Genomic DNA, 19,991 nt, shown 5'->3' with positions numbered 1-19,991 from the left:
TCTCCGGCTCTCGATGGAACCTTCTCATGAACATTGTCGCGACTCGCTCGGCCACCCACGAGGTGGCCGTTTCCCTTCGCTCGTCCTCGGCTGGTCACATCGACCACGCCGATGCGATTTTCCGGGCTGCAGGCCGCCTGCTCCCAGTGCTTGAAAATGGTCAGGCGATCACCACGAAACAACTTGGTGCCGCCATGACGGCGTCCTTCGGTGGCACGGATGCTCAAGGCTTCTGGGTCTGGAAGGACGCTTATGAGGCGGTCGAGACCGCGCACGTCCTGTTCCTGCAAAAATTCGGGCCGGCGATCGTGTCGCGCCCGGCTTCCTTGCGCGCCGCCTTGGCAATGCTGACGAAGATCGCCGACCTGGCGCCGACCCATACCCGCCGGTCGCAGGAGAGCGAGGCGCTGCAACAGTTCTCCACGCCGATCCCGCTCGGCTTCGTCGCCGCCCGCGCCGCTGCCATCACTACCTCAGATCTTGTTCTCGAACCATCCGCCGGCACCGGCCTGCTTGCCGTCTTCGCGTCGATCGCTGGCGCCCGTCTTGTCCTCAACGAGTTCTCGGAAATTCGCACGGATCTTCTGAAGCAGCTATTTCCCGGATATCCGTCGACACGCCACGATGCCGCGCATATCGACGACTTCCTGCCTACAGGCATCGATCCCTCCGTCGTTCTGATGAACCCGCCTTTCTCGGTCGGCGCCCATGTCGAGGGTCATGTGACCGACGCGGCATGGCGTCATCTTTCCTCAGCGTTTGCGCGTCTGCGGCCGGGCGGCCGCCTTGTCGCTATCACCGGCTCTGGCCTCACGCCCGAAAATCCCAAGTGGCGCGCGTCGTTCGAGCGGCTCCAGCAAGCTGGCCGTGTCGCATTTACGGCGGCTGTCGACGGGCGCGTCTATGCCCGTCACGGCACCACGGCAGAAACCCGGCTCACCGTTATCGACAAGGTACCGGCCGCCGATCCCTCGCACTTCGTTGCCTCGCCCGGCCTGGCCCCTAACGTTGAAACACTACTCGCCTGGATCGAAAACCTGCCGCCACGCACACCGGGTGGCTTCCCGGACGCAATCGGATCCCTGGCCAACGGCATCCTCGCCACCGTCGCCGCGAAGACGGCTGCCAGCAATGGCGTGAGCAGACGGCGCGTCAGTGCTTCGGCCATGAAATCCGTGCGACGACCCACGCCCGCGCGGGTAAGGCCAAAGGTCGAAGAAAACATCTGCCGCCTGGACTATGAGCCGCGCATCGCCGAGCCACAGGACCGAAGCAGATTCACCGATGCGATCTACGAGCCCTATACGCTTCAGTCGATCCGTATCCCTGGTGCTGCGCCGCATCCGACGCCACTGGTGCAGTCGGCGGCGATGACGGCGGTGCCGCCACCGGTTCCGACCTACCATCCATTGCTGCCCGCCGCGATCATCGAGGACGGCCTGCTCTCCGATGCCCAGCTCGAAAGCGTTATCCAGGCCGGCGAGGCGCATTCTGGTCATCTCGCTGGCGCCTGGACCGTCAATGAGACCTGCGACGTCGTCTCGGCTGCCCCCGAAGGTGCGGAAAACGCCGTACGCTTCCGCCGAGGCTGGTTCCTTGGTGACGGCACCGGCTGCGGTAAGGGCCGACAGGTCGCCGGCATCATCCTCGACAACTGGCTGCAGGGTAGGCGACGCGCGATCTGGATATCCAAGTCGGACAAGCTGCTGGAAGACGCCCAGCGCGATTGGTCGGCACTCGGCCAGGAAAAGCTGCTTGTTCAGCCTCTATCGCGTTATCGGCAGGGCGCGCCGATCTGCCTTGCCGAAGGCATCCTGTTCACCACCTATGCGACCCTGCGTTCGCAGGAACGCGAGGGCAAGAAATCGCGCATTGCCCAGATCATTGACTGGGTTGGTCAAGAGGCGAGGAGGGCCCAAGGCCCGGCTGGGACAAAAGAAAATTCGGCGGGGAGCGGCGAAGCCGCGACAGGGAACAAGAAACTTTTCGACGGTGTCATCATCTTCGACGAGGCGCATGCGATGGCAAATGCCGCCGGCGGTAAAAGCGAGCGCGGGGACGTCGCCCCGTCGCAGCAGGGCAGGGCTGGCCTGCGCCTGCAGCATGCGCTGCCCGACGCCCGCATCGTCTATGTCTCGGCGACAGGTGCTACGGCAGTTGAAAACCTTGCCTACGCGCAGCGGCTAGGCATCTGGGGCAGCGACGATTTTCCCTTCGCCAACCGGGCGGAGTTTGTTTCGGCAATCGAGGCTGGCGGCGTCGCCGCGATGGAGGTGCTTGCCCGCGATCTCAAGGCGCTCGGCCTCTATGCTGCTCGGTTGCTCTCCTATGACGGTGTCGAATACGATCTCCTCCAGCATGAACTGACCCCGGAGCAGATCCGCATCTACAATGCCTATGCGGATGCCTTCCAGGTCATTCATAACAATCTGAACGCCGCGCTCGAGGCGGCCAACATCACCAGCAATGCCGCCACGTTGAACCGCAACGCCAAATCGGCGGCGCGCTCGGCTTTCGAGAGCACCAAGCAGCGCTTCTTCAATCATCTCATCACCTCGATGATGACGCCGACTCTGATCGGCGCGATCGAACGTGATCTTGCCGAAGGCCATGCGGCGGTCGTGCAGGTCGTTTCGACCGGGGAAGCGCTAATGGAGCGCCGGCTGGCCGACATTCCGACCGAGGAATGGTCGGATCTGCATGTCGATGTGACGCCCCGCGAGTACATCGGAGGGTATTTGATGCATTCCTTCCCGACGCAGCTGTTCGAGGAATATTCGGACGCCGAGGGCAACATCCATTCCCGGCCGGTCCAAGATGAGGACGGCAATCCAGTGCAGTGCCGTGAGGCGCTCCGCCGGCGTGATGAGTTGATCGAGAAGCTCGCGTCGCTGCCGCCGGTCCGGGCAGCCCTCGATCAGATCCTCCATCACTTTGGCACTGATACGGTGGCAGAGATCACCGGCCGCTCGCGCCGCATTGTTAAAAAGACCGGTCGTGATGGCATCGACCGGCTGGCAGTCGAGAACCGGCCGACATCGGCGAACCTCGCTGAGACTCAAGGCTTCATGGACGATGATAAGCGGGTGCTGATCTTCTCCGATGCCGGCGGTACCGGCCGATCGTATCATGCCGATCTTGGGGCGAAAAACCAGCGCCTGCGCGTCCATTATCTGCTGGAAGCCGGTTGGCGGGCCGATACCGCGATCCAAGGGCTTGGCCGGACGCATCGCACAAATCAGAAACAACCTCCGCTGTTTCGGCCAATAGCCGCCAACGTCAAGGCAGGAAAACGCTTCCTGTCTACCATCGCGCGGAGGCTCGACACGATGGGCGCCATCACCAGAGGCCAGCGCCAGACGGGTGGGGCAGGGCTGTTCAGAAGCGAGGATAACCTCGAAAGCCCCTATGCACGGGCGGCACTCCGGCAGTTTTATTACCTTCTCCATCAAGGCAGGATCGAAGGTTGCTCGCTGACGACGTTCGAGACCGTCACCGGATTGTCGCTGACCACCGACGATGGCGGCCTGCGCGATGAACTGCCTCCGATCACAACCTTGCTCAACCGGCTGCTGGCTCTTCGCATCGAAACCCAGAACCTGCTTTTCGAAGTGTTCGAGAAGCTCGTGGCGGCAAAGATCGAGGGAGCCATCGCCTCAGGCAGCTACGATCGCGGCCTGGAGACGATCACGGCCCAAAGCATCATCGTGACCGCTCGTCGTACCATCTATACCCATCCGATCTCCGGCGCCGAGTCGCATGTGCTGACGATCGCGCGTCGCGATCGAACGCGGATTCGGAACCTTGTCGAAGTGCTTGCAACTGCGCAAACCGATCGCAAAGCGGTCTTTCTGATCAATGCCCGCTCGAACCGCGCGGCGCTGCAACTTCCGACGGCCAGTATCATGCTCGATGACGGGACAATAGAGGACAGGGTGCGGCTGCTGCGACCGACCGACGAAATGCGCTTCGGTCTCGCTGCGCTAGCCGAGACGCACTGGCAGCCGGCCGACAGAAAAGTCTTCACCGAACTGTGGGAGGCGGAAGTTGCTTCCGTGCCGGAGTTCACGACCAGTACGTTCCACATCGTTACCGGGCTGTTGCTGCCGATCTGGCGACGGCTTCCCGACGACGACTGCCGCGTTTACCGGCTCCAGACCGACAATGGTGAGCGCGTCATCGGCCGCCACATCGAGCCGACGCTGCTCGCCACCATGTATCGCAACCTGGGGCTCGACCATGTGTCATCGCTCGCTCCGGACGAAGCCTGGTCCAGTCTCGTGGAGGGACGGATCGGTCTGCAACTCGGCGATGGCCTGACATTGCGACGCTGCCGCGTCATGAACGACAACCGCGTCGAGCTGATCGGTTTCACAGAAGCGATGGTCCCGCGGTTGAAGGCTCTCGGCCTCATCTCCGAAATCATCTCCTGGAAGCTCAGGCTGTTTATCCCGATGGGAGCGCAAGGTTCGGCCGTTCTCGCGTCGCTCCTCGATCGTCACACGCTGGTTCGTGTCACCGACCGGACCGCAGCGGCTTGAACGGAGGCGATCATGACCGGTTCGGCCTCCGAACTGGCGCGCCGCCTTGGCGATCAAGCCGAGGCGGTGTGCCGCGAATATCTGTCAAAGGGGAATCGTTCGGGCAATCACTGGATGGTCGGCGATGTCCGCAACACGCGCGGCCGCTCCATGCATGTCCGGCTGACGTCCAATGCCAAGGGCCCGGCCGGCAAGTGGGTGGATGAAGCCACGGCTGAATTTGGCGATCTGCTCGATGTCATCCGAGAGAGCTGCGGCCTTGTCGATTTTCGTGATGTCGCGGACGAAGCGCGTCGTTTCCTCGCCATGCCGCAACCACAGGCGCCTACCTTAATCACGCAGCGCCAGCCCACCTCGGCACGCGGTTCTCCCGATGCCGCGCGTAGCCTTTTTGCGATGTCACAGCCGATCGCAGGCACACTCGCTGAACGCTACCTAGCCGGCCGCGGCATACTGCTGCCCGCACGCGAGCGGACCCTTCGCTTCCATCCCGGTTGCTATTATCGCGATCTCGTTACGGGCGAGACGCTGACCCTGCCGGCGTTGATCGCGGCCATCACCGACCTCGATGGACGCATCACCGGCCTGCAACGCACCTACCTGTCCTCTGGGCTGGACCCGAGCGGCAAGGTCGGCAAGGCGCAACTCGTCGATCCCCGCCGCTCGCTCGGTCATCTTCTCGGCAACGGCATCTGGCTTGGCCTTGACCCCAGTGCACCTGTCTCGGTCATGGCCGCCGGCGAAGGCTTCGAGACCATGGCTTCGCTTAAGATGGTGATGCCGGAGCTGCCGGTGGCCGCCGCCACCTCGGCCAATCACCTCGCCGGCCTGATCTTTCCACGCGGCTGCCGTCGCCTCTACATCGCAGCCGATGCGGACGCTGCCGGACGGCACGGTATCGAGCGGCTCAGCCGTCGCGCAGGCGAGGCCGGAATTCTCGCGCTGGCGTTGCGCCCGCAGCTCGGCGACTTCAACGACGATCTGCGCCATCTAGGCCCGACCCCTCTCGCGGCATGGCTCACCGACCAGCTCGTCCCGGAAGATGCCCGTCTCCTCCTGCAGTCCAGATGACCGCCTCGCGCCGGCAGGTGGCAGGGGCGGCGTCACCAGAATCCTCGCTGGGTATATGGCGGCGGCCGTCCGGAGAGGCCGCGCCCGCGGCCTGCCGAGAGGCGACCCCTGCCACGCCCCGGTCACGGCCGCAACGGCTGCGCCGTCCTCCGCTTCGCTCCGGCCTTCGGTGCAGCCGCGCCCGGGGCGCGGCCGGGTTTCGCTGTCAGGCCGCGATGGGCGCGGCCGTAACCGACGGAGACCCGCCATGACCTATGAGCTTCCACTTGACGACGGCTATGAGCCCTACCACGCCTCCTCGCCGACTGACCGAGTCATCCTCGAACTGCAGATGTACGGCCACCGCCCGCATCAGGACGAGCCCGATCCTCGCCTGCTGCCCGACGACGAGGTAATCCGGGCCGGCCTCGCCGGGATCGTCGAGACCTTCGCTGGCATGCTCGGCGAGACCAGGCTCGAACCCGACCTCGACGACCTGCTCTGGAGCTTTGCGAACGTCTTCCATCGCGCCGCCGAGCGCGTCGCCCGCACCCTCGACCGCAACGAGCAAGCGCAACGCTCCAGCCAGCACGAGCAGGACGGCTCGGAGGTAAAGTCCGTCGAGCTGGAACGGCTCACGTCCGAAGGCATCACCTATATCGAACGCCGCAATGTCCTCGAAATCATGCGCGACGAGGCCGCGGACCTCTACGAGGCCGAAACGGGGTCGGCATGGCGGCCGCGCACCGGCTCCAAGGTCTCGCATCAGTCGATGACAGCGGCGGTGATAGACAGCCGAGACTTCCTCGCCGCGCGCCGCCGGGCCGAAACCGAGGTGTTGGTCCCCGCCGGCACCAAGATCGCGTTCGCAGGCGGCCTCGACTGCGACGAACATGACCGGATATGGGACGCGCTCGACAAGGCCCGTGAGAAGCATCCCGACATGGTACTGCTGCATGGCGGCAGCCCGCGCGGTGCCGAACGGATCGCTGCCTGCTGGGCCGAGAGCCGCAAGGTCACGCAGATCGCCTTCAAGCCGGACTGGAACCGCCACGCCAAGGCCGCGCCCTTCCGCCGCAACGACCAACTCCTCGCCGTGGTGCCCTACGGGCTGATCGTTTTCCCGGGCTCCGGCATCACCGAGAATTTGGTCGACAAGGCACGCCGTCTCGGCATCCCCGTCTGGCGGTTCACGGAGGCCGGCGCGTGAGCACCGGTTTCTCTCATCCGCACCATCGAACTCGACCGCGCGCGGTTGGGTTCGACCCGCACGAAGCGCACCAGAAGCCTGCCGCCACAGATCGTATCGACGCGGTGGAGCGCGCCGCCGCGCAACGACGTATTGCGATCCGCGTTACACTCGCGTATATACTTCCGCAGCACAGGAAGCACACCATGGCGACCACAGTCACGAGGAAGGAAACACCCGTCTCGATGCGGTTCCGCAACGATGATCTCACCATCATCGACCGCGGCGCGGAGTTGCTTGGCCTGTCGCGCACCGAGTTCATGCGCCGCGCAGCACTTCACGAGGCGCAGGCCGCAATCCTCAACGAGACCGTCATCCGCGTGTCCCCGCAAGCCTATAACGCCTTCATGCAGGCGATCTCCGCCCCCGCGGCCCCACCCCCGCCGAAGGCGGCCGAGCGGCTTCGCCGGTCCGCGCCCTGGGACCGCTAGGTGGCGCTTTCCGGCATCGAACTTCTCGACGACAGGCACCGCCTCGACACCTTCGATTGCGGCAAGCCGGCGCTCAACGCATGGCTGGCCGGCTTCGCGCGAACGAACCAGGCCCGCGGCTTCACCCGCGTCCTGGTCGTTCATGACGAGGGAACAGTCGTCGGCTATTACGGCCTCGCACCGGGCGTGATCCAGCCGAACAGCGCACCGCGCGCCATTCGCACCGGACGACCGCCTGACCCGATCCCCTGCTTGCTGATCGGACAGCTCGCCGTCGACCACCGCTATGCCGGGCAGGGCATCGGCAGCGGCCTGGTCAAAGACGCGCTGCGTCGTTGCATTGCCGGCGCCGACATTGTCGGCGGCCGCGCAGTAGTAGTGCGGGCGATCGATGGCGAGGCTGAGCGCTACTGGCAGAGCTGGGGCTTCATTCCCGCGCGGGACAACCCGTCCGTCCTCATGCGCTCGATCCAGGACGTGAGCCTCTGGCTGGCCGATAAAAGTCACTAGCTTCGGCACGTAACGCCTCTCGTATCGGCAGGATCAGGGCGCGCCGGCCTTTGGCCGGCCGGGCTCTAGTCGCGGCGCTCCGCCGCTCCCCGAGCCGGCTTTGCCGTCTCGGCCTTCGGTGACGATCCCTCGCGCGGAAGAGGGAGAGCGGGGCCGGAGCGGGGCGGGGGCATTTTCGAGAAAGGAAAGCGACCATGGCGATGATATTCCTGGGCGGTTCACGCGACATCTTCGAACTGCCAGTCCCCGCGATCGAACGGGTCGGCGCGATCGTAGCGGCCGAACACGGCGTCCTGATCGGCGATGCGCCGGGAGCCGATGCCGAGATGCAAGGCCTGCTCGCGGGTTACAATTACGAGCATGTCGGCGTCTTCCATGCGGGAACCGAACCACGCAACAATCTCGGTGACTGGGCCGCCTATCACATTCCACCTCCGGACGGCGCACAGGGCTTTGCCGTCCACGCGGGGAAGGACCGGGAAATGGCCCGCCGCGCCGACTTCGGTCTGATGGTCTGGGACGGCGTATCGCCGGGTACATGCCTCAATGTGTTGCGCCTTAGCCTGATCGCCAGCCCGTGCGTGATCTACGATACGATGCGCGGCAGGGTAACGACCGTCCACAACACCGCAGATTGGCGCGCCCTGCTACACCATGCCGGCCCTGACGTGCGTCGGCAGGTGGAAGCCCGCATGACGGCGGACGAGCGGCTGGCGCTTCCGGCCTAATCTCCACGGGCTCACTGGGCCCGGGCGGCGTAAGCCGTCCGCCTTGACCCGGCCGGAGGCCGACCCGGTCGCTTATGCCCACACCGACGATCGTTCCCTGGTTCATTCGAAGCCAACCCCTTGCGAAACCAGCCATCGCGGCCCCCGGCAATTCTCAGGAACATTCTGCCGTGTGTCGCGCCAAAAGCAGGGCGGTTGCGGACCAGGCAGCGCGTTCCCGGTTGCCGCGCTTGACAGAGACACTCGCTGTTGCGGGAAACCGATCGGGACCTGCTGGACGCGACTGCGAATCCGGGCGCATGATGATGGAGACGCGTGCGGCAGCGGACCTCCGCGCTTGCCGGTCGGGTTCGGAAGGGCGTTGGAGAGGCAGATCCGCAGGCGGGGCAAACGCTTGACCGCTGCCGCCGCGCCCGGCGCGGCGGATCTGCGATGGTGGCCTGGTGTTCGTCGCCTGCGCTCACATCCGGACCAATCCCGTGGTTATGTCGCCTTTGTAGTGGACCGCCTGCTTTTGCGGTCAACCCCCGTTGGGGGTACGCTCGACAAAAATTTAGGAAAATTCGATTTCGGTCTTTTGTTTGCGGGCCAGGCACTTTCCTTCCCGCAAGCGGGTCCCGGGAAAGTGCGCCCGCTGCTTCGGCAAATAGAATTTTCCAGAATTTGTGCCGAGTGACTACAGCAGGACGGCCCTCTCCAGCGGCGCCATCGGGAATGGTCCCGATGCAACCGAAGGAGAAGTACTATGGCCACCACGATCGCAAACCTCACCGCCAAGGCCGACGGCTCGATGGAAGGCGTGTTCGCCACGCTGCGGGTCAACGCCCCGATCACCCTCATCCCGAACAACAACAAGTCCCACGAGGATGCCCCCGACTACCGCATCGTCAACAAGCGCACGGGCTTCGAGATCGGAGCCGGCTGGAACCGCATCTCCCAGCGTTCGGGCGAGGAATACCTCTCGGTCAAGATCGAGGCCCCCGAAATCGGCGTGATCTTCGGCAACCTCGCACCCGCCCCCGGCGGCGAGGAAAACAAGAAGGTGATCCTGTGGAACAACCCGCAGTGAACCGCAGCGAGCCGGCCCCGCGAGGGGTCGGCTCTCTGCTTGTTCCACACGATCAGGAGGCTTCCATGAGCCGTTACACCATCATCGTCACCGGTCGCGGCTACCGCGCGGACCCGGAAGCCATCATCGGCTACGACCCGCCGCTCCAAACTTTCTTCGTGCAGGTGTTCCCCCACGAAGTGACCGACGACCCTGCGCTCTGGCTCGGCACTTACGATCACGAGTTCGAGGCGCTCGACGACCTCCACCGCGCCGCGCTCGCCGAAGGCTACGACTTCATGCCGCTGCCTGCCGGCGTCACGTTGCTGCGACATCTTCAGTCGGAGTAGTTGCTTCGACCAAGAGGCCCGCGCCGGACGACGATCCGGCGCGGGCCTCTTTTTTTTCCCGGTTCTGATCGCCACCCTCGAATGTCATCAAACCTCGCGCGCTCTACGAGAGTCCGCCGTCTTCAATGACGATCCCTCGAGTGATGCGCCAAGGACCGGATCGACCGGCCCCTGGCGCCAACGAGGGGTTGCCCCTCGCGCTCCCTGCCGGCTGGTCGCCGGATATGGTCGCGTCCCCTGGCGGGGACGCGGGTCTATCTCTCTGACGTCCCAGTCTACTGGCCCCTCCCATCGCCTCAAGGACTGCGCGGCCCCTCCAATTTTCAGCCGCCACCCTGACGGGAGGCATCAGAAAATCGGCTCCTCCGCTTGCCGCCTTCGGCGGTCGCTTCGCGATCCTTGACCCGATGCTCGACTTGCCCGTCGCCGGTCTCCGTCATCAAGATGAAGGAGATTATGACGTGGCACACAACAATCTCATGCTTGTCGCGCAGCTTTCGGGGCTTCGCATCCAGGTTCTCGCAAACCGTTTGGGCTGCGACAGCGATCTCGCGCGTAGCGTCCACGACAAGCTTGCGTCTAGCCTCGCCGAAATGGTGGAAGGCCAACGCAAGATCCTCGACGCCGAGCGGGCGCTTCTCGCAGCGCGCCGCACATCAGACGAAGAGGACGCCTTCTTCGATCTGCATCACTACCGGACCGCATATTACGAAACCTGGCTGATTGAGACCGTCGCACTACTGGACGACTATCTGGTAGACGACCTCACCCAGGAATATTTCAACTTCCGCACCGGATGCTGGGATCACCGTGACGGCGAGGTACCGATCGTCGTGCCGGTCCCGGCCAATACGCTCTGCGGTCTCGCCGAAATGATCGCCGAGATCGAGGAAACCTCTGGCGTCAGGTTCAGCGTCGATCAGGTCTATTACAGCGAAGCCGAAGCGGAGGCCGCTTGGTGGGAAAGCACGGGCAATGACCCCGATACCTTCTTCGCAATGAACGACAGCCGCGCATGACAGCTGGAGGTCGAGGCGACGAAAGTCGCCTCCACCTCTTTTTTTTGTCAGCCCCGCTTCTACCGCACCGGATCAACATCCGACGTTCAGTCCGTGACGGTTCTATTCACTGAGCGGGCCAATGTTTCCTCTCCGCTCATTCTTTCGGGAGCTTGTGCTTGTGCGTGCCGATGTAATCCTGGACCGCCTTTCGCAGCAATTCCGTCATGCTGTGGCCATTACTGATCGCCAGCAACTTGAACTGACGCTGCTCCACAGCCGTCAGGTAATAGCCGCAGCGCACCATCTCCTCCTCGCGAATCTTCCTGCCGGCGATCGGGTCCTTCTTCTGACCCTGTCGCAGCAGCTTGCGAAAATCGGGCGCAGCCGCCGAGGTCGGCTTCGACGGTTCGTCGGACTGCGTCACCGCTGGTTCCATCTTCGCTTGCGCCGTATCGGCCCTCGGCGGAATGAACATGCTCGGCAGCGCCGGCGGTTGTGTCGAGATTGCCTTCATCATGCGGGCTTTCTTGGCATCGTCCGATTTGGGTGTGGTTCCGTCGCTCATGCGGCATTCCTCGTGGCTTCAATGAAAGCTTGGAGGACGTCGTCGAAGACCCCTTCGCTTTCGGCAATGGCTTTCGTGTCAGGTTCGGCAGGACTGTAGAGCGTCCGTCCAGTCTGAAGATCGCGATAGGCAACGCGGTTATTCAGGACATGCTCAGCGATAGGTGTGCCGTTGGCCTGGATGATTGTGCGCAGCTCGCTCAAGGCGCGCGCCCTGCCATCTATGATGGTCTGTTTGGTCAGCACGAACACTGCGGGCAACGGTCGGCCCCGGCTTTCGACTGCCAGAGGAATGTAGTGGTCGGTAATCTGGATTGCAGCGGTCACGTCATCGAGCGCGAAGTAAATCGGTACGACGACGATATCGGCCGCGAACAGCCCGGCCATCAAATTGTCGTTGGTGGTGCCTTCAGTGTCGATCAGGACGACGGATCGCTCGCCATTGTGCTGGGCAGCGGCATCAAGAAGTTCCTGCGGCGTCGTGGCGCTAACTACCTTGAGGCTGTCAGGGCGATTGCCGGCGTCACCCAGCATCTGGAACCAGCGGCTCATGTTCTGACGACGATCGCCGTCGACCAGGGTGACCGCGTAGCCTCGATGCAGCGCGACGGATGCGAGCGCACGCAGCATGGTCGATTTACCGGTGCCGCCCTTTGGGATTGCGGCAGACATGATCATGGCGGCCCCCTCCTTAGCTGAGCTGTCTCCATGTCTCTTTGTTTCCAAGTTAACATTGAAACAAATCATCAACGCATCATGGAGACATGTCATCATATCACGATGGGAACATTGCGGCATCACACAATGGTACCATCCGTCTGGCAACAGTTGAGCGCCGACGAGAATCCCTGCTGGCTCAAATAGCCGCCGCGGTAGCTACGCCCATGGGGTGAGGAAAAAAGCGATGACTTCGTGAGGACCGAGCTCGCTGTCTCCATGTTAACATGGAGACAAATCATCAAAGCAACATCGACATGTCCCATCATGCCGCTATGGAATGAGGATTTAGCGTTTCGAGAGAACTCACCTGCATTGTGTTCATCTTCCTATTGGCAGGATAGCCTATTTTGTGATACACACAAAATAGGCGGCGCGGCCCTGTCGGGCCTTAGCGCCCGCAAGCGGGCTTGAGAGATGGACACAGACGCCGAGAAAGCACCGGAGACGAGCGCGCTACGCGGCTATGGTGAGGTGGCACACATCCGGTTTTCGGCTGACGAGTTGGCGAGCCTCAAAGCCATCGCGCAGCGTGAGAGCGTGACCGTCAGCGAGGTCGTCCGTCGGCTGGTGCGAGCCGAGGCCGGCGATCTGCCTGTTGCGACGGAGGCGTTGCGGCCGGCAATCGTTGACATGACCGATCAGTTGCGCCGCGTCGGCATCAACTTCAATCAGGCGGTGCGCGCCATGAATGAGGGCCGCGCCGGTCATGACGAGGATCTCGAACGGGCACTGATCGCAGTAGGCGATCTCGTGCGGCAGTTTCGCGAAGAGCTGAAATCGATGACCATCGAGTCTCGGAAGGCGAGGGGGACCAAGCCATGAGCCGTCGCCTTGCCGGCTACGCGGCCGAGATCGAGCGCTATCTACACGGGCCTTCCACGGTGCGTGAGGATCCGGAGGAGGACGAACACATTTCGAGCGCGCGACGCGAGGCCGGCGAATTCCAGGCAATGAGGCTTTATGAGCGTGCCGGCGGCAGCGGGCGCACAGGGCAAGGGCAGGCCGGCTCAACGGGAAGTGGCGGCGGCGCTGGTTCGCTTGCGGCTCGAGGGAATACCGAAGGCCATGCCGCGGGAGCCATATTCAGCGGGCCATCGATGTCAGGTGCGTCTCAACTATCGTCTAAGGCGGGCAGTGCGTCGATCATGATCTACACCGCCACCCTCGCCGGTTTCCGGCCGGTAGAGGAGGAAGAAGATTGGAAGCGGCGGGGCGGTGGCGGCCGCGGGGGTAGAGGCGATGTCCAGTATGGGAGAACTGGTGCGGCGCGAACTGCCTATCAGGCACGGGCCGTGGCAGCGCGGGCCGGCTATGCCGCCGGCGCTCAGCCTGCCGTGTTCAAGGTGATGCCCAATCCGCCATCGACCAAGGAGGCCGCTGCACGGCTGATCAATTATCTCGGCAGGCGCGAGGACGAAAAAGGCGAGAAGCACGATATCGACATCTTCGACGAGGGCGGCCAGGTCCTGGCAACCGGCGCCGCGCGAAAGGCGTTTTTGGAGACGTTCTGCGAGACGTTCGAACCGCCGCTCGAAAACACTAATTTTATAGAGGTGCGTTTCGAGCTGTCGGGCGATGTCTCCGACGCTGATCTGGGCGAGGCGCTAAACAAGGCGTTCGGGCCGAAGCCCTTTGTCTATTCGCGGAACGACGAAACGGTGGAGGCCTACGCACATGTCGAAGAGCGGGCAGGACCGCTTGCCAAGGTGCTTGCCGGTGGCCGGGAGAATTCGCGCAGCAAGGCGCTCGAAAAGATCGAAGCCCGGTTGGACGAAGCCATGGACGCGGCGGGGGTGACTGCAAAGGCAGAGGTGACGGCGGCTGTCGGCCAGGAGCCCAAGGCAAAATACTTTTTGCAGAAGTTCATCCGGACCTACAAAGATGTCCGCGATGCGAACGGCGGGCCAGTTCGCGGCGCGAAGAACCCTGCCAAGGCAGCGGCTGCCGTCTATGAACAATGGCGGCCGCAGCTTTCAAGTCGTGAGCGCCGCAACGCCTATCATCTGCTGTTCTCGGCAAGGGCCGGTACGAATGCCAACGCTGTTATGGCTGCGGCGCGGGCTGTCCTCGAAGAGCGTGCTCCGGGATACCAATTCGTCTTGGCGCATCACACCGATACCAAGCACGTTCATGCCCACGCCATGGTGCAGGCACGGTCGGCCGACGGCGAGCGCCTGAAATTCTACAAGCCTGATCTGGTTGCCTGGCGCGAGGCCTTTGCGGAAAAAGCGCGCGAGAACGGCATTGCCATGGTGGCGACGCGCCGCATGGACCACGCGATGACGCGGCCGTTCACGAAAGAGCATGCCGGCGCCTACAACCGGTCCCAAAGAGATCCGCGCTATCAGGTCAGCGCCAAAACGATCGAGCGGGTGGAGGCGAAACGGCAGCGCCGGATCGACGGGCAGGCCCTTGTCGTAAATGGTGATGCGATCGCCGCCGCATGGCAGAAAACCGTGACGACCATGCGGGAAGTCGGCGTGATGGGTCAGGCTCTCATGGCGGCCGAGTCGATCGGCAAGAACCTCCTGCAATTTCGTCGCGATCGGGTAGGGGAGGGGCGCCCAAACCCTGCCATGGATCGTCGAACCGGCGAGCAGGGCCAAAAAACTTTCCTGTCCCATCCCGGTATGAGAGAATTGAATGCACTGATAGGAGATTTGAACATGGCGCAGACCCCCTTGGAAATGCGGCGTCAAATGGCCCGCGTCAATCAGGCGTTCGACAACATGCGCGAGACGCTGCCGCCGGCGCATCAGGCGCAGGTCGAACAGTATCGTGAAGAGGTCAATGACAAGATGCATGACCGGCTGGCACAGCTGCAATACGAGCGCCAGCAACAGCGTCGTGGCGGTAGCGCCGGCGAGCCAATCCCCGAGCGCGAGGCACGCGGGCGGGATATTCCGAACCGCGACGAATTCCGCCAGCCAGAACAGCCGCGCGCCGGCGGGGAACCGGCGCAAGCGAGAGCCAAACAGCAGGACGCCAACAAGCAGAAGGCGCGACAATCAGAAGAGCAGGACCGCAAGACCCGGCGCTCAAATGAGAATGACTACGAGCGTTGAACGTTGTCCGAGACGGCGCTGATCGACTCTCTTGATGCGCCTTTGGTTCCGCTTTGGGTTTGGCTCGCACTGGAGTGGCCAGAACCGGCTTGGAACAGACAGGTTGCGCGCGTCGGCCGCCCTCCGCGACTATCTTACCCGTTGGCGCGTGGTACTGGCACAGCGAAAGTTCGCTGTCGGCCAGGCCGCCGTCGCTGTCGGCGACGACTCCAAAAGCGCTTTCGTGCACGGCTTTAAGCGCATCGTTGGTCGGTCCCCGCGCTCCGGCTGCTATCGACCGCATGTCGGTCATTCGGGGCTAGAGAGCGATTCCTGAAAGCTGCCATTCGTTGTCACAGGGCTATATCGGCTTTGCGCCCCATATCGCGCGAACCGCACGATCTGCCGCTGTCCATCTTCGGGCGGGCGATGACGGCCGCAGCGCTCACGACTTCGCCCGACTCGTCGGAGGCAAGCAGCGGGATTAGCTTCGAAAGCTTCGGCTGGATTTCGATGATTGCGGTCATTTTCAGCCCCTCAGATTCCTTTCAGCCGAAAATAGACTGGTGCCTTGCAACCGACGAGAGGCAGGGGAGGGCCTGTTTTCCCGTGACCTAAGACCCCACTCGGCCCAATCTTCGCGCTGTATGACCCCTCCAGACGCGACAGATTCTTGCGCGACGGTCGAATCTGGCCTCAACCCTGATGCGCGGAGTAGAATCCCCGATGGTCTTCAAGAAACTCGGATAGCGACTTCGGCTGTCTTCCAAGGAGCTTTGCAATGTCTGGTGAGGGGGCGTTGTCATTGTCGCTATATGCCGAGGCGATATGGGCGAGGTCGAAGGCCCGCCAGTCTGGCATTCCCGTCGCCCGAAGGCGGTTCACGTATTCTTCGGGTGCAACTGCCTCATACTTCACCGGACGACCCGCAACGGTCGTGAGGGCTTCGGCCACGTCGTCATAGCTGACGGCCTCCGGCCCGGTCAGCGCGTATTCCTTGCCGACGTGGGCCGCAGGATCGCGCAGCACCATGGCCGCCACCTCGCCAGCATCGCGGGTATCAACAAGCGGAATGCTGTTTACTCCCATTGGTGCAGAAATCAGGCCTTTCGTGCGGACAGCTTCGGCAGCGCGCAGCAGGTTCTGCATGTACAGGTGCGGCTTGAGAAAAGTCCAAGTGGCCGACCCCTTGCGGACTTCCTCATCAACCTCCTCATGCTCGCGCATCAGCGCCACAGGCGACGACAAGGACGCACCGATGGCCGAGAGCTTGACGATGTGACGAACTCCAGACTGGCGAACCTGCGCCAATACCCGCTTATGCTGGGATGCCGAATCCGGGCTATCCCGGCCTGCCAGCAACATGACGGTAACGCCCTTGAGGGCATCAGCGATCGATGCTTCGTCATCGAAATCGCCTTGCGCCACCTGAATGCCGTCAGGTGCCACAAACGAGGACGGGTTGCGAACAAGGGCGCGGACCTTTGCGCCGCCGCCGGCCAAAGCATTCAAGGCAGCACTTCCAACTTGGCCCGTCGCGGCTGTAATAAGGATCATGATTCGAATCTCACTTTGGCGTTGGTGGTCAGCGTAGCAGCTAGGAGGCATTTATGAAGGGTTATTGGCTCATTCTCGGCACGGCCGTCACCGACCAGGAGGCACAGGCCGAATACGGGAAACTCTGGGCCCCGATCGCGGAGAAATACCAGGCGCGCCTCAACCCGACGACGGTTCCACCATTGTTGAAGGAAGCGCGCGACACCGCGCGGGTCATCATCGTGGAGTTTCCCACCTATGAACTGGCGGTCGCCTGCTACGACGATCCCGCCTACATCGCGGCGCGAGAATTCGCGTTGAAAGCATCGAAGCGGGATCTGGTAATCGTCAAAGGGGATATCGCCTGAACGCTGCTATCGCAGCGCTCGTTGCCCGAAGCTGTCCTTCCGCTTGCCACCCAATCGCAGACATTTAGCACTCTCTAATGTCTGGCGGGTCGTACAAGCTGACGTTGTGCTACATTAATTCACGCATTTCGGCCGTGAATTTTGCGGCCCACTGAACTGTCCGAATGGCGTGAAGCGACCTCATTGCGGACTTTCCGTTCCCTTGTGTTAAGCTCCGGAACCTGCCGTCCCCCCGCAGCGTAACCGACTTGAATTTGGGGCTGTCCTGGAGATCACATCTGGCTGACCACAGATGGCTCTGGCCTCGACATCTGGCGTGACTTCAGGTTTCGATCCCCTCGAGTAGCGTGACGAGAGCCGCGTCAAGCGGGTCCAGTCCGACTTTTTCGGCCCGAAAAAGCCCATCGATGGTCAGCATCGTGATGCCGTGCAGTTGCGCCCAGCAGCCGGCTGCCTGGCCGCGCACGTCGCGTCGGCGCACCACTCCTTCGGCCTGGCCCCTCTCTAGGAGGTCGAGCAAAACCCCAAAGGTGGCCAACGCTCTCTGGTTCAGGTGCACGTCATCGGTGTTGACCGCATCTCCGCTGAGCATGAGGCGGTACAGGGCCGGGTTCAGGGTTCCAAAGTGGACATAGGCCCGGGCCCCGGCGATAAACTCCTCACGCAGGGATTTTGATTGTGTCGGCCGTGCCTTCAACATCGTCTCGCGCAGTTGGTCGAAGCCCATCAGCGCCATCTCTGTGAGCAGCGCCGCCTTGTCGGGAAAGTGTTTGTAGGGAGCTGCGTGACTGACGCCAGCGCGCCGCGCCACCTCCCTCATCGTAAACTGCCAGCCCTTCTCTTCGGGCAGCATATTCATGGCCGTTTCGATGATCGTGCGCTTCAGGTCACCGTGGTGATAGGGGCGGGTTTCTGTTTCTTGCATCAATTTTTCCATGTAGTCAGTGAAAACATATGTTGACATCGCCTACATCGAGACCTATGTCAACGAACGAAAGTTATCATTGTCTACATTACCAAGGAGAACCGACCATGAAAACCCTCTCTGCAATCGCCCTGTCAGCCGCCCTCGTCACAACCGCAATTGCGTCCACTGCTGCCAGCGCCGGATCAATCACGCTCAGTGCTCCGATGGCGGGCATCACGCTGCAATCTCGCGATGTTGATATGTCGCTCTACTTCATCGAGACCGCTGGTGGCAGGTATGAAGTTGTCGCCACCTATGTCGACGATACAACGCCGAACGATCCCGGCCGACTTGTCATGTCGCTGGCAGACGGGGATAGCACGTCATTCGGGCTACCCGGACATCCAGGCGTTCTGTACGGATTTTCGCGGACAGGTAGCTCCGTCACTGTATCGGACATCCTTGTCTCAGGCGATGGTTCCTGATGGCGGAAATGTCCGCCATTGCACTGACCAACGCGGTATTCGGGCGGAGCGGAGAGAGAAGTTACGTGTTGGTGAGTATTGGCGCAAATGGCGGGAACAAGATGCCCGCTGTAACAAATAGCCGCCCGAAACCCGCCAGTCCGCTTCCCACCCCAGACGAGCCCTTCCGAGGGCCCTTGACCGCCTGCGATCTTGGAATGTCTACTTGCGACCGCATCTTCGCCGTTCAAGAACTCCGCTTTACCACCCAAAAGCAGCCGTTCGCCTTCGAGTTTCGGGACGCGCGCCTGAATGCAGCGAGCGCGCACCAGCTGGTGCGTCGAAGCGTACGATGACGCGCGCCGTCCAGCGGACGCTGAAACCCCTCGTTTTTCAGGCCGACGCTAATCTTTGCGGCGAAACACCCAAAGTTTCGCAGTCAGTACCTGCCGGACTTCGTCTCCACGGTTCAACGTTCGCGATTCCAACGTCACCACAGCCTGGTTGGGTTTCGACTTCGATGGTCGGATTTCGATGATACGACTTTCAACGTGGAGAATGTCGCCTGGCCGAGTGGCGGTCGGCCAGGCGATCTCGCCGCCTGCTCCTATGATGCCGTGCGCTAGAGGGACACTCTCGGTGATGAGCTTCATGGACATCGCCATCGTATGCCATCCGCTCGCCGCCAACCCCCGGAAGAAGGAGTCCTTGGCTTCGTCAGGATCCGTGTGAAACGGTTGCGGGTCATACTGTCGGGCGAAGGCGATTATGCTCTCCTGATCGACCAGTTGCTCGTCGCTCTGGAACTCCTGGCCGACCGCCAGGTCATCGAGAAAGAGTGTGCCGTGTGGCCTCATGTAATCAGCTCCGTCCTAGAGATTCATTGTGTCTGGTCGCCAAGCGCCGGAGGCATCTTCGTCGCTTGGCGTCCCGCCAACATGCCGCTTAGCTTGCCCGGTGCTTCGCCTGTCCCTCGAACGAGCGCAGGAAATCGTCGGAAATGATGATCCTCAGTGCTTTCCGCAGCGCCGCGGCTTCGGCAGCCCCGAAGAAGTCCTCAAACCGCTTCTGCGCCTCGTCAAACAGATGATCCGAAGCCTCGATCCGAGCAAGTCCTTCGGGCTCGATCGCGATCAGGCGGTTGCGCTTGTCTTTCGGGTCGACGGACGTCGACAGGAGGCCATCCCGAAATTGCGGCTTGAGTGTATGGGCGAGGCCGCCGGGATCCAAAACCAACGCGTCGGCCAAGGCACCGACTGTAAGCGGCCCCTCCCGCCGGACGCACACGAGGATCGCGCGCTGGGTCGTCTTGATGCCGCTGGGTTCCAAAGCGACATCGTAGACCTGCGACATGCGCCGCGACGCCTTGCGCAGGGCCGTCGCATATACAGCTATCGCCCCGGCTTTCCGATCCGTAACACTGGAAAGAACGCGGCGGCCGCCAATACCGTGCCGCCGAAGACGACCCAGGCGAAGGCCG

Annotated in this window: 20 protein-coding genes; 13 read left to right on the top strand and 7 right to left on the bottom strand. The window is 62.5% G+C overall.

Features of this window, described 5'->3' with window-relative positions; all coding sequences use genetic code 11:
- Positions 1 to 26: 26 nt before the first annotated feature.
- The 9 genes from ACX3P1_RS24600 to ACX3P1_RS24560 all read left to right on the top strand — a co-directional run bounded on the left by ACX3P1_RS24600 (position 27) and on the right by ACX3P1_RS24560 (position 10,926).
- Positions 27 to 4,541, top strand: a complete 4,515-nt coding sequence (locus tag ACX3P1_RS24600) for a strawberry notch-like NTP hydrolase domain-containing protein (protein ID WP_459082198.1) — start codon at positions 27 to 29, stop codon at positions 4,539 to 4,541.
- Between the two features lie 12 nt (positions 4,542 to 4,553).
- Positions 4,554 to 5,612, top strand: a complete 1,059-nt coding sequence (locus ACX3P1_RS24595; RefSeq protein WP_459082197.1) for a DUF7146 domain-containing protein — start codon at positions 4,554 to 4,556, stop codon at positions 5,610 to 5,612.
- Between the two features lie 247 nt (positions 5,613 to 5,859).
- Positions 5,860 to 6,801, top strand: a complete 942-nt coding sequence (locus tag ACX3P1_RS24590; RefSeq protein WP_459082196.1) for a DUF2493 domain-containing protein — start codon at positions 5,860 to 5,862, stop codon at positions 6,799 to 6,801.
- 185 nt (positions 6,802 to 6,986) lie between these two features.
- Positions 6,987 to 7,271 (top strand): type II toxin-antitoxin system TacA family antitoxin, encoded by a 285-nt coding sequence (locus ACX3P1_RS24585; protein WP_459082195.1) that lies wholly within the window; start codon positions 6,987 to 6,989, stop codon positions 7,269 to 7,271.
- Positions 7,272 to 7,781, top strand: a complete 510-nt coding sequence (locus tag ACX3P1_RS24580) for a GNAT family N-acetyltransferase (RefSeq protein WP_459082194.1) — start codon at positions 7,272 to 7,274, stop codon at positions 7,779 to 7,781.
- A 194-nt stretch (positions 7,782 to 7,975) separates the two neighbouring features.
- Positions 7,976 to 8,509 carry a hypothetical protein gene (locus ACX3P1_RS24575; RefSeq protein ID WP_459082193.1) on the top strand — a complete coding sequence of 178 codons (534 nt, stop codon included), beginning with the start codon at positions 7,976 to 7,978 and terminating at the stop codon, positions 8,507 to 8,509.
- Between the two features lie 745 nt (positions 8,510 to 9,254).
- The gene (locus tag ACX3P1_RS24570) at positions 9,255 to 9,578 is read left to right on the top strand and encodes a DUF736 domain-containing protein (protein WP_459082192.1); all 324 of its coding nucleotides are present in this window, start codon (positions 9,255 to 9,257) and stop codon (positions 9,576 to 9,578) included.
- Between the two features lie 65 nt (positions 9,579 to 9,643).
- Positions 9,644 to 9,907 carry a hypothetical protein gene (locus tag ACX3P1_RS24565; RefSeq protein ID WP_459082191.1) on the top strand — a complete coding sequence of 88 codons (264 nt, stop codon included), beginning with the start codon at positions 9,644 to 9,646 and terminating at the stop codon, positions 9,905 to 9,907.
- A 416-nt stretch (positions 9,908 to 10,323) separates the two neighbouring features.
- Positions 10,324 to 10,926 (top strand): hypothetical protein, encoded by a 603-nt coding sequence (locus tag ACX3P1_RS24560; protein ID WP_459082190.1) that lies wholly within the window; start codon positions 10,324 to 10,326, stop codon positions 10,924 to 10,926.
- Positions 10,927 to 11,062: 136 nt separating this feature from the next.
- Here ACX3P1_RS24560 and ACX3P1_RS24555 read toward each other — a convergent pair whose 3' ends face one another.
- Positions 11,063 to 11,473, bottom strand: a complete 411-nt coding sequence (locus tag ACX3P1_RS24555; RefSeq protein WP_459082189.1) for a hypothetical protein — start codon at positions 11,471 to 11,473, stop codon at positions 11,063 to 11,065.
- Positions 11,470 to 12,144: a nucleotide-binding protein gene (locus ACX3P1_RS24550; RefSeq protein ID WP_459082209.1), complete on the bottom strand. Its 675-nt coding sequence runs from the start codon at positions 12,142 to 12,144 to the stop codon at positions 11,470 to 11,472. Before ACX3P1_RS24550 ends, ACX3P1_RS24555 begins: the two co-directional genes overlap by 4 nt.
- A 462-nt stretch (positions 12,145 to 12,606) precedes the next feature.
- Here ACX3P1_RS24550 and ACX3P1_RS24545 point away from each other — a divergent pair, with 462 nt between their 5' ends.
- Together ACX3P1_RS24545 and ACX3P1_RS24540 are read left to right on the top strand one after the other, a co-directional pair.
- Positions 12,607 to 13,014 (top strand): MobC domain-containing protein, encoded by a 408-nt coding sequence (locus ACX3P1_RS24545; RefSeq protein ID WP_459082188.1) that lies wholly within the window; start codon positions 12,607 to 12,609, stop codon positions 13,012 to 13,014.
- Positions 13,011 to 15,257 carry a relaxase/mobilization nuclease domain-containing protein gene (locus ACX3P1_RS24540; RefSeq protein ID WP_459082187.1) on the top strand — a complete coding sequence of 749 codons (2,247 nt, stop codon included), beginning with the start codon at positions 13,011 to 13,013 and terminating at the stop codon, positions 15,255 to 15,257. The genes ACX3P1_RS24545 and ACX3P1_RS24540 overlap by 4 nt, the downstream gene beginning before the upstream one ends.
- 332 nt (positions 15,258 to 15,589) lie before the next feature.
- On the opposite strand, the gene ACX3P1_RS24535 is transcribed toward ACX3P1_RS24540, so the two are convergent.
- Positions 15,590 to 15,763 (bottom strand): hypothetical protein, encoded by a 174-nt coding sequence (locus ACX3P1_RS24535; RefSeq protein ID WP_459082186.1) that lies wholly within the window; start codon positions 15,761 to 15,763, stop codon positions 15,590 to 15,592.
- A 169-nt stretch (positions 15,764 to 15,932) separates the two neighbouring features.
- Positions 15,933 to 16,793, bottom strand: a complete 861-nt coding sequence (locus ACX3P1_RS24530; protein ID WP_459082208.1) for an SDR family oxidoreductase — start codon at positions 16,791 to 16,793, stop codon at positions 15,933 to 15,935.
- Positions 16,794 to 16,846: 53 nt separating this feature from the next.
- On the opposite strand from ACX3P1_RS24530, the gene ACX3P1_RS24525 reads away from it, so the two are divergent.
- Complete coding sequence (locus tag ACX3P1_RS24525; protein ID WP_459082185.1) at positions 16,847 to 17,140, top strand: DUF1330 domain-containing protein; 294 nt, start codon at positions 16,847 to 16,849, stop codon at positions 17,138 to 17,140.
- Positions 17,141 to 17,462: 322 nt separating this feature from the next.
- On the opposite strand, the gene ACX3P1_RS24520 is transcribed toward ACX3P1_RS24525, so the two are convergent.
- Positions 17,463 to 18,065: a TetR/AcrR family transcriptional regulator gene (locus ACX3P1_RS24520; RefSeq protein WP_459082184.1), complete on the bottom strand. Its 603-nt coding sequence runs from the start codon at positions 18,063 to 18,065 to the stop codon at positions 17,463 to 17,465.
- Between the two features lie 107 nt (positions 18,066 to 18,172).
- Between ACX3P1_RS24520 and ACX3P1_RS24515 the strand changes: the two genes are divergently transcribed.
- Positions 18,173 to 18,532 (top strand): hypothetical protein, encoded by a 360-nt coding sequence (locus ACX3P1_RS24515; RefSeq protein ID WP_459082183.1) that lies wholly within the window; start codon positions 18,173 to 18,175, stop codon positions 18,530 to 18,532.
- A 383-nt stretch (positions 18,533 to 18,915) separates the two neighbouring features.
- Here ACX3P1_RS24515 and ACX3P1_RS24510 read toward each other — a convergent pair whose 3' ends face one another.
- Positions 18,916 to 19,368, bottom strand: a complete 453-nt coding sequence (locus ACX3P1_RS24510; protein ID WP_459082182.1) for a MaoC family dehydratase — start codon at positions 19,366 to 19,368, stop codon at positions 18,916 to 18,918.
- Between the two features lie 88 nt (positions 19,369 to 19,456).
- On the bottom strand, positions 19,457 to 19,991 hold a 535-nt coding region (locus ACX3P1_RS24505), incomplete at its 5' end, for a MarR family winged helix-turn-helix transcriptional regulator (RefSeq protein ID WP_459082181.1).

This window comes from Mesorhizobium sp. A623, from assembly GCF_054489405.1.
The sequence above is the reverse complement of the archived record's forward strand: the minus strand, read 5'-3'. Positions and strand labels throughout refer to the sequence as shown.